The organism is Vulcanococcus sp. DEBay_Sum22DG08_74 (genome assembly GCF_017852955.1).
Taxonomy (GTDB): Bacteria; Cyanobacteriota; Cyanobacteriia; order PCC-6307; family Cyanobiaceae; genus Vulcanococcus.
Genome location: NZ_JAFMKL010000016.1, coordinates 17338 through 26525, shown reverse-complemented (window position 1 = coordinate 26525; position 9188 = coordinate 17338). Strand labels below are relative to the sequence as shown.

The following is a 9188-nucleotide window of genomic DNA, read 5'->3' as shown; positions in this document are numbered from 1 at the left end:
GATCGGCTTGCACGCCACGAACCTCCTGCCCTGGCTGCTGGAGGGAAGTGTCCTCTCCCTGCTGCTGGGTCTAGCTGGGCTTGGAGGGGGCATCCTGCTGCTCGCGCTGCAGGTGATCTAAGGAGCCGGCTTGGACTGACTGCCCAGGGCTAAACCAGCCAGCACGCTCAGACCATGGTTGACCGCGGCGTCAATCCGGCCATTGGGACGTCTGCAGGGCTCCAGGGGAACCGAGCGATGCAGTTGCACCCAGGTCAGGGCGGTGCAATTGAGCAGATCAAAGGCCAGAGCGAAGCCCTGGAAGCTCAAGATCCCAGCAGAGATCCAGACGACTAAACGGCGTGAGTCCATCGGTGTTCCGTGACTGAACACCGGAGGGTTCCGGGGCCCTGCTGATTCAGGTACTTCGGCTCATCGCTCCTGGCCACCGAGTTGAGCCATGACTGTTGTGTGCCTTGGCAAGCACAGGGAGAACAAAGCCGGACTGGTGACCGGCTTTGTTCATGGCGCCTCCCCGGAGAGTGGCAGTCAGAGCTCCGCACACAGGCGACTTGCCTCCGGCTGCTCGGGCGGGATAGTTCTGTTGTGTGAGGAGTGAGGAACTCCAATCCGGAGTCGAAACGAGGACAGACGCCCGGATCGTTCCTGACCCCTAGCCCTGCCTTCGGCGGGGCTTTTTTCTTGCCTACGGCTCGGCATAGACGCCCCAGGCGGGGCGCGTCTTGAGCCAACCCTTGGCCATCAAGCCTTCCCAGAGCACCCGGGCATCGGCGCGACGCAGGTGATAGCGCTCCTTGAGGAGCGGCAGGTGGTCAGGCATGGCCTTACCCGTGTCCACAAACACCCAGGTCTCACGGCCCCAGGTGCGCTGATCCTTGTGAAAGCGAACCTGCCAACCGGCCCTGGGATCCCGCAGCCAAGCCTCCTCCATCAATCCACCACAAGCAGAGTACAGGTGTACTACAGCAGGATCGGTTTCGCAAGGGGCCAGGCGCAGGGATCAGCGGCTCACCATTCGCCCACAGGTCGCCTGATCGGCTTGGGCATCAGGCAATTGCGCTTCGTGGTGCTGGGTCGCTCATTGCGCCGGAGCACCTCCTCGGCGTTCCACAGGCCTTCGACGGATTGGCAGTGCCCCTGCGGGTCGCAGACCCTGAAGAAGTTCCCCCCCAACGAATCCAGGGTTGAACCCTTCGCCGTGTGCGCGATGCGTGATTCCGGCATCCGGAGCTGGCAGCTATCCCCGCCCGAACTCCCCCTGGGCGACAGAACAAGGGCAAACCAAGGGCGCTGACCGGCTCCACTGGCCAGCCGTGAGGCCACCACCGCGTTTGCGGCGGACCTTATGAAAAACAAACGATCAGTTGCCGCCGTTGCAGTAGCGGACGGCCTGGGCGTTGGTTTTGCCCTCGGCCACCACCTCTTCCACACATCCGTTGAAAAGCTTGCTCTGTTGCTTCAGCGCGCAGACGCCAACGGCGATCGAGGCCAGGGCGATAGCGGAGACGACCGTGGCCGAGATCTGAGCCACGCCGTAGACGAGCATCGCCTTCTTTTTGCCGCCGCAGTTCTGCTGGCTGTCGTTCGCTTCGCTCATCGCTCGGGTGTGACTGGCGCAACCCTATGGATCCGAAATCTGCTGGCGCGAGGCGGCCAGGACGAGATAACCGCCCAGGCGACATCCGCTCTCACTTCAGCTGAAACGGCCGAACCAACCTCGCCTTGAGACGCTGCAGAACTGTCGCTCCAGCCACCGTCTGGGCATCCAGACAGCTCGAGCAGAGCACCTGACCTTTGACGCTGCGGTAGTGCTGGGTGGAGCGCTCGATAAAGGTCCCGCAACGGCGGCAGGGAAAGATCGGACTCATGACGCTGCGCTCGATAGGACCATGCTGCAGGGCTGGGAGGGATCGCGTCTGCAACATCGATAGCCATGGGAGCCGGAACCCTTTGGGGTCCTTGCACCCCCTCGCCATGGAGATCAGCGCCGCCGGATTGGACCTGCTCAGACGCCTTGAGGGCTGCCGGCTCGAGGCCTACCCGGATCCCGGCAGCGGCGCAGAGCCCTGGACCATTGGCTACGGCCACACCGGAGCCGAGGTCCGGCCTGGTCTGGTCATCAGCCAGGCGCAGGCCGAACGCTGGCTGCTGGACGATCTACAGGACCGCGGGCGGGCCCTGAAGACGCTGCTGGCGGGCGTGCCCCTGAACCAGGGGCAATTTGATGCGCTGCTGAGCTTCTGCTTCAACGTCGGAGCTGGAGCCCTGGGGCGCTCGACCCTGCGCAGACGACTGCTGGCCGGGGAGCCCGCAGGGCGGGTGATCCGCGAAGAACTGCCCCGCTGGATTCATCCCCTGCCAGGCTTGATCCAGCGCCGCGCCGCCGAGATCCGACACGCTGAACGCCACAGCGCCACTGCCCTGGCGGTGCCCTACTGCTGCCAGAACAACAGCGCCACGGTGCACGGCCCGCGGATGTGCTTCAGCTCCAGCTGCGCCATGGCGGTGGAGTTTCTGCGGCCGGGCTGCTTCAGCGGTAGCGGCCAGATCGACGACCAGTACCTCGCGATCGTCCAGCGCTATGGCGAAAGCACGGAGGCCTCTGCCCAACTGCTGGCGATCGAGGCCTGCGGGCTGGCGGCCCGCTTCCGCCAAGACGGAACCATTCAGGACCTCATTGACCAGCTGGAACGCGGTATCCCGGCACCGGTGGGTTGGCTGCACCTCGGGCCAGTGGAGCAACCCACGGGCGTGGGCCACTGGAGTGTGGTCGTGGGCTGGGAGCCCAGCAGCCGCACCTTCTTGATGCACGACCCCAACGGCGAGGCGAATCTCGTGGGCGGCGGCTACGTCAAAACCGCCCTCGGCAGCGGAAAGGCCCAGCGTTATTCCGAGCGCAACTGGGGACGGCGTTGGATGGTCGAGGGTCCGGGCAGCGGCTGGTGGATGGAATTCAGCCAGCCATGAACTGCGACTTCTGCCTGCAGAGCGGGGAGCTGCACTACCGGATCCGCACGCAGGCCAGCGGCAGCTGGCGCTTCGCCTGTCCGGCCTGTTGGCAACGCCAGAGCCAAGAGCCCGGCTATCAGTACGGCGGCACCCGCAAGGCCAACCGACGCGAGCGGGACAAACGCAAACGGCGCTAGCTGCGGTAGGCGTCGATGAAGCTCGCACGCACGGATGCGATCAACGTCTCAGGCAGCTCCAGTCCCGCCCCCTGGAGGTACTGATCCAGTGCTGGCCCGAGCTGATCCTGCAAGGCCAGGCACTGGGCCGCCGAAAGGGCTAAGGCTTGTTGATAGAGCTCTTTGTTCGTCTTGCCGAGATGGAACAAACGACAACCCTCATCGATGACCGCCGTCAGTTGCGGATCCCTGAGGCACTGGCTCTCGCTGCCGGCATAGGGAAGGCTGCGGTTGCGGATGACAGAACGAACCAGAGCAAAGGAACGATGGGCCAATTCCGGGCCGACTCGATCCTCCGCTTCGCGGCGCTCCTTGATCTGGATCAAGGCATTGACCAACTCGGCAGCTTTGAAGAGCGCCAGACAGTGGCGTTGCTTTGGAGAGAGGGCCTCGAGTTGAACGAGAGAGTCCGCGACGGCCGCCAGAAAAGCCTCGTCTTTGTCAGCCAGGGCTGGGCAGGACCGCCAACGCTCCATCGCCCCTGCCACCGCTCATGCTGACCGTAGCCAGAGGGTGCCGCGATGACCGTTGAACGCCTGCAGATCCCAACACAACGCCCCTTTCAGTGCATCGCTCTCACCGAAGCCCTGGAGCACTTCATCGCCAAGCAAGGGGAGAAGGACGGAACGGTGCTGATCAGCGGGCAGCACACCACAACGGCCGTGATCATCAACGAGATGGAGGAGCGTCTGATCTGGGACCTCGAGGCCTGGCTTGCTGAGATCGCCCCTGCCCAGCGCCCCTGGAAACACAACGACCTCGAGCTTCGGCCCAACATCCCTGCCGATGAACCCCGCAATGCCCACGCCCACCTGCAGGCGCTGCTGCTCGGCAACCAGGTGATGGTGGCCGTCCAAGACGGGACGCCGGTGCTGGGGACTTATCAAGACGTGATCCTGGTGGAGCTGGACGGGCCGCGTCAGCGAACGGTCGCCCTGCAGTGGATTGCCTAGGGTCTGCGCCCAACGACATCCAGCCATGCCCAGCCGCGAACAGATCCTGGCCGCCTCCGCCGGCTGGGTGGCGGTGCTCTTGAACGTGGTGCCGGGCCTGGGGGCGGGCTACCTCTACCAACGGCGCTGGAAGGCCTACTGGATCACCTCGGCCCTGGCCACCGCTTGGTTTGTCGCCGGAGCGGTGCTCGGCCAGGACGCCGAACCCGCCGCCGAAGCCCAGAACCAGCTGGTGGGGCTGATCGGCCTGCTGCTGCTGGCCGGCGGCACTGCCACCGAAGCCGGTCTGGCGGTCAAGAAGGTGCGCGCCGGGCTGGAGTAGGTCCTCAGGTCTGCAGGGGGGCGAGCTCGCAGCGGCCCTCCTTGTCGACGGGCCGCACGGGCCGATCCGAGACCATCCGCAGCTGGGACGTCAGGCTCTTGAGGTTGAAGGTCTCATCGCTGCCCACCGGGGGATCCACGGCCTGCCAGCTGGAGGCGTCACCCTCACGGCTGAACTCACCCACCCGCGTCTCAATCCGCAGCTCATCACCCCGCAGGGAAGAGGCGGTCTGCACCGAGAAGCGCAGCTCGGGCGTCGGCCGGTAGGCGTTCAGGGGCTCAATGAATGCATAGAGGCGGCCGCTGCGCGCATCAAAGACGACCTCCTGGCGGCCGGGTCCACTGCAGACCAGGCGCTTCAAAGAGGGAGAGGGGGTGCACCCCCAGACCAGAAGCAAGGCCAGGGGAAGCAAGCCGCTCAGACGTTGCATCAGCCCTAGCCGAAGGTGCTGCCGTTCCAGCCCCAGCTGCTGGCTTTGACATCCTCGAAGGCCACATAGATGCGATTGGCCGGGATACCCGTTCGCGCTTCGATCAGATCGCAGAAGGCCGCGGTCATCGCCGGGGGCTTGAGGGCACCAATCGACTTGATCTCGACGTAGGCGCAGGGATCACTACTGCCGGCGAAGGTCATCGGCACCGCCGTCTCCAGCAGGGTCATCACGTAGGACTCCGGCTTGCCGGTCTGCTGGGCCAGAGCCGCCGAGAGTTCCTTGAGCAACCCAGCGGCATCGGCCAGCTCAGGCAACGAGGTACGCACGTTGATCAGGGGCATCGCAGCTCAGGGCACTGCTTCAAATCTGCCACGACGATTTGGTCTGGCACCAACGCCAGCTCTCGACGTTGATCAGTAACCCCAGCACCAACATCACTGCCATCAGCAGCACCTGATCGGAGCGCGAATCAGGGATCAGGATGTCAACGACGAAATGGGCAGTGTTGGTCAGGGTGTAGACGACACTCAGACCGAACTGAAACCAGCGCCAGCGCCGCCAGCCCGGGGCACTGGAGGCGTAGCTGCTCAGGACATAGGCCCCAAGCGGAACGAGGAAGTAGAGCAGCATCGCCCAGAACACCAGGGGCAGACGTTCGGTGGCGACATGGCTCTCGATCTCAGGGGAGAGGCCATGGAAAAGCGGCATCAATCCCAGATCGGTGTGAAACAGCAGGCACAGAAACCAGGCTGTCCAGAGGCTCCGCACGCGCTGGGCGTGATCGATGCTCAGCGGCCTACGGGGTACAGGGGCCATCGGTCTTCACCTCCACCTGATCGCCGAGTTGCACCGAGGCAAGCATCGCCTTGAGGGTGGGTTCAGAGACGTTCAGGCAGCCGCCGGTGACCTGCTCGCCGATGCGCTGTTCGTTGTTGCTGCCGTGGATAGCGAAGCTGTACCAGCGGAATTTGCCGTCGTAGGTGTTGAAGGCAAAGGGCTGCTTGACGCTGTCGATCGGCTCCAGGCTGATGTAGCCGATTCCGTATTCACCGACCTCACCATCGCCCTTGAAGTCGATGGCGTTCATGTTCTTGAAGAGCGTCTCCTTGAGCTCCGCCTTGCTCTTGCCGGACTGGGCGATCAGTTTGGGATCCATCTCAAAGCGGTCCTTGCTGAGGATCGCGTTGACCTTGAAGGAACCCAGGGGGGTGTAGCCCTCCTCGAAACGGGTCTTGGCACAGGTCACCCCAAGCCGGCCAAAGCCCACTTGAAAAGTGGTGCGCTCATCGCCGCGCACCATCACCCCTTGGCTCTTGGCGGGGATGTTCTGATCCAGCTCAATCGTGATCGGAGCCGTGATGGCCGGCGCGCCACTGGCCGTGGTCTTGGGAGAGCTGCCGCCGCAACCGCTCAGGGCCAGAGCCAGGCTGATCCCGGCCAGCGAGGGTAGACGTCGCATCCAAGACCAACCGCACTCACTCCATGTTGGCGAGGACGCCTGGATTTGCATGCAGCAACCCTGGACGGCCGGGGCCGCTGGATTCACCATGAGGGCAGGCACCCTGAACCGATGGACGACGCACTGCTGGCCCTCGTGGAAGATCTGGGATCGGGGAACGTGCTTGATGCCGAGACCCTTGAGGGCTGCACGGTCGAGCCCCATGAGCTCGATGAGATGGATGAGGACCAGGCGGCGATCGTCGCGGCCCATGTCTTTGAGCAGCTCTTTGACCACGACGTCTCCCAACAGCGCGGGGAGTCGGCCGATCCCGAGGAAGGGGTCTGGAGCGGCACGGTCGATTCCTTCAAGTTCACGATCGAGCGCGATGACGCCGGTGATCTGGTGCTGAACTTCAGCAGCGGGGACTAGGGCGATGGCACAGGCGACCTGGGCAGTGAAGCTGATCGATAAGGGCCGCACCCTGCAGGTTCAAGTGCAGGCCCACACCCAAGCCGAAGCACGGACCATCGCTGAACACCAGTACCCGGGCTACAAGGCGATGAGTGCCCAGCGGGCCTAGATCAGGAGGCTTCACGATGAACACCCCCGCCCCCGACTGGATGCCGGATGCCGCGAAAGGCACCTACCCGGGCTGGGTGCAGCGCAAGGCGGTGACGTTGTCCAAGCGAGACCAGAAACGCGGTGGCGTGGGCAACGTGCAGCAGTACCGCCTGGCGATCCACGAGGCGGTGCTGGCCTCAGAAGGCCGCGACCACTGGACCGGCGAATGGCTCGCCTGGGAGCTGATCGGCACCTACGACAACCGCGATGCGGCCACGGGCAAAGGTGAGAGCAAGAAGCGCTACGCGATGCTCCCCACCCTTGATCAACCCTCCAAGCAACCGGAACCCAACTTCGTGATCTGCGCCTGGCGCACCAATGACGCCAAGCACGACATGACGCCGCAGGAGCTGCTGGAGTTCTGCACTGCTGTGATCAAGCACAGCCCGAACTGGGGTGGCTCAGGCACAGCTGACGAGTAATCAATGCTTTCGGCAATAAAAGACCGCCGGTACTCCTACCGGCGGCGCTACATCCCGTACCCATGACCTGCGTTCCACAAGTTCTGGCTACGGACGCACGCTAGAGACCAGGAACAACACGTCCATCGGCCTTAGCAGTTCGTAGGACGCTATTGCGGTGAGGCAATCGCGAGCTTGCGCTTGAGGTCTTCGTTTTCATCTTCCAAAGCCTGAATCCGGGCCTTGAGCTGATCAACCTCTGAGGCTTTCTCGCTCAGGGTTGTGATCTTGGCGTGATAGGTCGAGGGGATTTCCTGAATCCAAGAATCAAGATCGCTGCGTTGCATGGTTCAACGTTCTTGCTGACCGCAAGCTAGGGCGGCTGCATGCCGATCACCAGGGGGCAGGCTCAGACCAACTGATGCCGGCTGCTCACCAGTTCACCGGTGCACTCCACCGGCAGAAGCTTGGAGCGTCCCTTGCCGTACCAAAGCTCCACCAAGGCCGCGCTCTTGATTCCGGGATTAGCCCCAGCCAGCAGCCAGAGCTCGTCATGCAGCACCTGGGTCTGATCCGGCATTCCCACGTACCAAGGGGCCTCCGGATCCGCTGAGAGCTCCTCATGGAGCAGCAGCAGAGCCTCGAGAACGTCAGCAGCCAGTTCAGGCGTCATGCCTCCATCCAGGCACAGCGCCGGGGCCTAAAGCAAGCCGCAGAAGGACCTAGCGCACGGGAACGCCCTCACTGGGATTGAGCGTGCGCTGCAGCGCAGCCGGATGGCAGTGGGGATGGCGCATCACCTCCTCACGCCAGCTCCAGATGGCCTGCTGCACCGCAGGGCGATCGTGTTGGGAAGCAGGACGTGGGGACGCAGGCATGAGCGGTTGCCGGGGATGGTCTGTTCAGCGTTGGCAGCGCAACAGCAGCGAACTGTCCGCTTTAAACACCTCTTGAAAAACAGGTAGAAGTGCGCACCGAGAAAGAGCGCAACTGCCGACGACTTTCCCCATCCGTAGCAACGACAACCGGATTCTGTGAACGGGGTTCAGATTGAACAAACCCAAAGGTCCATCGGGGGAGACAGTCAACGCACAACCACCACCTCACCCCCCTGCCATGGAAATCCTTGCCGTCATCGCCATCGTCGGTGCAGCCTTCGGCGGAGCCGCTGCCCTGACCAAGAAGTGAGCGACTGACGCTCCAGAGGAAACCGCAACCCCTGGGCTCGTTTGGGTCCAGGGGTTTTTGCTGGGCTATAGCAGGGAGAACCGGCCCAGGAGCCATGCGCCGCTCAGTCCTGCCGCTGTTGACCCTGATCGGGATCGCCGCCCTGAGCCAGCAGCCTCCGGCCCGCGCCGACACCACCACGGCCTACTGCCAGCTCAGCCGCCACGACCACACCATTCCCCTGGAGTCCGGTCCCTGCGCGTTCTCCCAACGCCAGGGGAACGTCAACGTTCAGATGGGCAAGCGCTGGGCCTTTCACTTCCCGGCCGATCAACAAGGACAGAGCTATCAGCGCAGCAACAGCGAGCAGGGCCTGCGCTTTAGCCGAGAGGGGGACTACACCTTGAGCGTCTTCTGGCGGCACTCCCTGCAGTGCGCCGGCAGGAGCGAACCAGTCTCGGTGGCCTACACACCAACAGGGGCAGATCTGGCCATCGGCGATCAACACATCGCTCTAACCGGCAGCGACGCCCGCTACAGGGCGCCAGGCGTTGAACTCTGGGAGCATCAAGGCACGACCCGGATCGATTGGTTGGGCCAAGTGATCAGCTGTCGATAACGGCAAGGAGTGCAACAAGTGCGGCATTCGGCCGCACTTCTGAGGC

Annotated in this window: 20 protein-coding genes; 8 read left to right on the top strand and 12 right to left on the bottom strand. The window is 63.6% G+C overall.

What is annotated here, in order from left to right; translation table 11 throughout:
• Positions 1–117: 117 nt before the first annotated feature.
• The 4 genes from QZ184_RS03750 to QZ184_RS03735 form a co-directional block, all read right to left on the bottom strand.
• Complete coding sequence (locus QZ184_RS03750) at positions 118–351, bottom strand: hypothetical protein (protein ID WP_247478936.1); 234 nt, start codon at positions 349–351, stop codon at positions 118–120.
• A 334-nt stretch (positions 352–685) separates the two neighbouring features.
• Positions 686–931 (bottom strand): DUF1651 domain-containing protein, encoded by a 246-nt coding sequence (locus QZ184_RS03745; protein WP_296418209.1) that lies wholly within the window; start codon positions 929–931, stop codon positions 686–688.
• A gap of 429 nt (positions 932–1360) precedes the next feature.
• Positions 1361–1597 (bottom strand): hypothetical protein, encoded by a 237-nt coding sequence (locus QZ184_RS03740; RefSeq protein WP_010317711.1) that lies wholly within the window; start codon positions 1595–1597, stop codon positions 1361–1363.
• Between the two features lie 91 nt (positions 1598–1688).
• Complete coding sequence (locus QZ184_RS03735; RefSeq protein WP_247478938.1) at positions 1689–1868, bottom strand: hypothetical protein; 180 nt, start codon at positions 1866–1868, stop codon at positions 1689–1691.
• A gap of 106 nt (positions 1869–1974) precedes the next feature.
• On the opposite strand from QZ184_RS03735, the gene QZ184_RS03730 reads away from it, so the two are divergent.
• Together QZ184_RS03730 and QZ184_RS03725 are read left to right on the top strand one after the other, a co-directional pair.
• The gene (locus QZ184_RS03730) at positions 1975–2967 is read left to right on the top strand and encodes a lysozyme (RefSeq protein WP_296418207.1); all 993 of its coding nucleotides are present in this window, start codon (positions 1975–1977) and stop codon (positions 2965–2967) included.
• Entirely contained in the window at positions 2964–3146 is a 183-nt protein-coding gene (locus QZ184_RS03725) for a hypothetical protein (RefSeq protein ID WP_010317708.1), read from the top strand. The genes QZ184_RS03730 and QZ184_RS03725 overlap by 4 nt, the downstream gene beginning before the upstream one ends.
• Here QZ184_RS03725 and QZ184_RS03720 read toward each other — a convergent pair.
• A complete protein-coding gene (locus QZ184_RS03720) occupies positions 3143–3661 on the bottom strand; it encodes a hypothetical protein (RefSeq protein WP_296418205.1) in 519 nt (172 codons plus the stop codon). The genes QZ184_RS03725 and QZ184_RS03720 overlap by 4 nt on opposite strands.
• A 45-nt stretch (positions 3662–3706) precedes the next feature.
• Between QZ184_RS03720 and QZ184_RS03715 the strand changes: the two genes are divergently transcribed.
• The gene (locus QZ184_RS03715) at positions 3707–4138 is read left to right on the top strand and encodes a secondary thiamine-phosphate synthase enzyme YjbQ (RefSeq protein WP_296418203.1); all 432 of its coding nucleotides are present in this window, start codon (positions 3707–3709) and stop codon (positions 4136–4138) included.
• Between the two features lie 25 nt (positions 4139–4163).
• Positions 4164–4460 carry a hypothetical protein gene (locus tag QZ184_RS03710; protein WP_010317705.1) on the top strand — a complete coding sequence of 99 codons (297 nt, stop codon included), beginning with the start codon at positions 4164–4166 and terminating at the stop codon, positions 4458–4460.
• A gap of 4 nt (positions 4461–4464) precedes the next feature.
• Here QZ184_RS03710 and QZ184_RS03705 read toward each other — a convergent pair whose 3' ends face one another.
• Genes QZ184_RS03705 through QZ184_RS03690 form a run of 4 tightly spaced genes read right to left on the bottom strand, consistent with a single transcriptional unit; the run spans position 4465 to position 6352 of the window.
• Entirely contained in the window at positions 4465–4890 is a 426-nt protein-coding gene (locus QZ184_RS03705; RefSeq protein ID WP_247478946.1) for a hypothetical protein, read from the bottom strand.
• A 5-nt stretch (positions 4891–4895) separates the two neighbouring features.
• Positions 4896–5234, bottom strand: a complete 339-nt coding sequence (locus QZ184_RS03700; RefSeq protein ID WP_247478947.1) for a phenylpyruvate tautomerase MIF-related protein — start codon at positions 5232–5234, stop codon at positions 4896–4898.
• Positions 5235–5253: 19 nt separating this feature from the next.
• A complete protein-coding gene (locus QZ184_RS03695; protein ID WP_296418201.1) occupies positions 5254–5709 on the bottom strand; it encodes a hypothetical protein in 456 nt (151 codons plus the stop codon).
• On the bottom strand, positions 5690–6352 hold the full coding sequence (locus QZ184_RS03690; RefSeq protein ID WP_010317694.1) for a L,D-transpeptidase: 663 nt from the start codon (positions 6350–6352) through the stop codon (positions 5690–5692). Before QZ184_RS03690 ends, QZ184_RS03695 begins: the two co-directional genes overlap by 20 nt.
• A 111-nt stretch (positions 6353–6463) precedes the next feature.
• On the opposite strand from QZ184_RS03690, the gene QZ184_RS03685 reads away from it, so the two are divergent.
• From QZ184_RS03685 to QZ184_RS03675, 3 genes are read left to right on the top strand one after another with little or no spacing between them, the layout of a single operon-like run.
• Positions 6464–6763, top strand: coding sequence for a hypothetical protein (locus tag QZ184_RS03685; RefSeq protein WP_029626373.1), 300 nt, complete (start codon positions 6464–6466; stop codon positions 6761–6763).
• Between the two features lie 4 nt (positions 6764–6767).
• Positions 6768–6914, top strand: a complete 147-nt coding sequence (locus QZ184_RS03680; protein WP_010317690.1) for a hypothetical protein — start codon at positions 6768–6770, stop codon at positions 6912–6914.
• 16 nt (positions 6915–6930) lie between these two features.
• The gene (locus tag QZ184_RS03675; protein ID WP_247478949.1) at positions 6931–7377 is read left to right on the top strand and encodes a hypothetical protein; all 447 of its coding nucleotides are present in this window, start codon (positions 6931–6933) and stop codon (positions 7375–7377) included.
• A gap of 149 nt (positions 7378–7526) precedes the next feature.
• Here the strand turns inward: QZ184_RS03675 and QZ184_RS03670 are convergent, their stop codons facing one another.
• The 3 genes from QZ184_RS03670 to QZ184_RS03660 all read right to left on the bottom strand — a co-directional run bounded on the left by QZ184_RS03670 (position 7527) and on the right by QZ184_RS03660 (position 8234).
• Positions 7527–7703, bottom strand: a complete 177-nt coding sequence (locus tag QZ184_RS03670) for a hypothetical protein (RefSeq protein ID WP_010317686.1) — start codon at positions 7701–7703, stop codon at positions 7527–7529.
• Between the two features lie 62 nt (positions 7704–7765).
• Positions 7766–8029, bottom strand: coding sequence for a hypothetical protein (locus QZ184_RS03665; protein WP_010317684.1), 264 nt, complete (start codon positions 8027–8029; stop codon positions 7766–7768).
• Positions 8030–8078: 49 nt separating this feature from the next.
• Positions 8079–8234 (bottom strand): hypothetical protein, encoded by a 156-nt coding sequence (locus QZ184_RS03660; protein ID WP_247478951.1) that lies wholly within the window; start codon positions 8232–8234, stop codon positions 8079–8081.
• Positions 8235–8638: 404 nt separating this feature from the next.
• Between QZ184_RS03660 and QZ184_RS03655 the strand changes: the two genes are divergently transcribed.
• Complete coding sequence (locus tag QZ184_RS03655; RefSeq protein WP_296418197.1) at positions 8639–9142, top strand: hypothetical protein; 504 nt, start codon at positions 8639–8641, stop codon at positions 9140–9142.
• Positions 9143–9188: the final 46 nt, after the last annotated feature.

Excerpts from the sequence above, each read along its gene's own strand:
- QZ184_RS03750 (WP_247478936.1), bottom strand. The coding sequence starts at position 351 with ATGGACTCACGCCGTTTAGTCGTCTGGATCTCTGCTGGGATCTTGAGC.
- QZ184_RS03745 (WP_296418209.1), bottom strand. The coding sequence starts at position 931 with ATGGAGGAGGCTTGGCTGCGGGATCCCAGGGCCGGTTGGCAGGTTCGC.
- QZ184_RS03740 (WP_010317711.1), bottom strand. The coding sequence starts at position 1,597 with ATGAGCGAAGCGAACGACAGCCAGCAGAACTGCGGCGGCAAAAAGAAG.
- QZ184_RS03735 (WP_247478938.1), bottom strand. The coding sequence starts at position 1,868 with ATGAGTCCGATCTTTCCCTGCCGCCGTTGCGGGACCTTTATCGAGCGC.
- QZ184_RS03730 (WP_296418207.1), top strand. The coding sequence starts at position 1,975 with ATGGAGATCAGCGCCGCCGGATTGGACCTGCTCAGACGCCTTGAGGGC.
- QZ184_RS03725 (WP_010317708.1), top strand. The coding sequence starts at position 2,964 with ATGAACTGCGACTTCTGCCTGCAGAGCGGGGAGCTGCACTACCGGATC.
- QZ184_RS03720 (WP_296418205.1), bottom strand. The coding sequence starts at position 3,661 with ATGGAGCGTTGGCGGTCCTGCCCAGCCCTGGCTGACAAAGACGAGGCT.
- QZ184_RS03715 (WP_296418203.1), top strand. The coding sequence starts at position 3,707 with ATGACCGTTGAACGCCTGCAGATCCCAACACAACGCCCCTTTCAGTGC.
- QZ184_RS03710 (WP_010317705.1), top strand. The coding sequence starts at position 4,164 with ATGCCCAGCCGCGAACAGATCCTGGCCGCCTCCGCCGGCTGGGTGGCG.
- QZ184_RS03705 (WP_247478946.1), bottom strand. The coding sequence starts at position 4,890 with ATGCAACGTCTGAGCGGCTTGCTTCCCCTGGCCTTGCTTCTGGTCTGG.
- QZ184_RS03700 (WP_247478947.1), bottom strand. The coding sequence starts at position 5,234 with ATGCCCCTGATCAACGTGCGTACCTCGTTGCCTGAGCTGGCCGATGCC.
- QZ184_RS03695 (WP_296418201.1), bottom strand. The coding sequence starts at position 5,709 with ATGGCCCCTGTACCCCGTAGGCCGCTGAGCATCGATCACGCCCAGCGC.
- QZ184_RS03690 (WP_010317694.1), bottom strand. The coding sequence starts at position 6,352 with ATGCGACGTCTACCCTCGCTGGCCGGGATCAGCCTGGCTCTGGCCCTG.
- QZ184_RS03685 (WP_029626373.1), top strand. The coding sequence starts at position 6,464 with ATGGACGACGCACTGCTGGCCCTCGTGGAAGATCTGGGATCGGGGAAC.
- QZ184_RS03680 (WP_010317690.1), top strand. The coding sequence starts at position 6,768 with ATGGCACAGGCGACCTGGGCAGTGAAGCTGATCGATAAGGGCCGCACC.
- QZ184_RS03675 (WP_247478949.1), top strand. The coding sequence starts at position 6,931 with ATGAACACCCCCGCCCCCGACTGGATGCCGGATGCCGCGAAAGGCACC.
- QZ184_RS03670 (WP_010317686.1), bottom strand. The coding sequence starts at position 7,703 with ATGCAACGCAGCGATCTTGATTCTTGGATTCAGGAAATCCCCTCGACC.
- QZ184_RS03665 (WP_010317684.1), bottom strand. The coding sequence starts at position 8,029 with ATGACGCCTGAACTGGCTGCTGACGTTCTCGAGGCTCTGCTGCTGCTC.
- QZ184_RS03660 (WP_247478951.1), bottom strand. The coding sequence starts at position 8,234 with ATGCCTGCGTCCCCACGTCCTGCTTCCCAACACGATCGCCCTGCGGTG.
- QZ184_RS03655 (WP_296418197.1), top strand. The coding sequence starts at position 8,639 with ATGCGCCGCTCAGTCCTGCCGCTGTTGACCCTGATCGGGATCGCCGCC.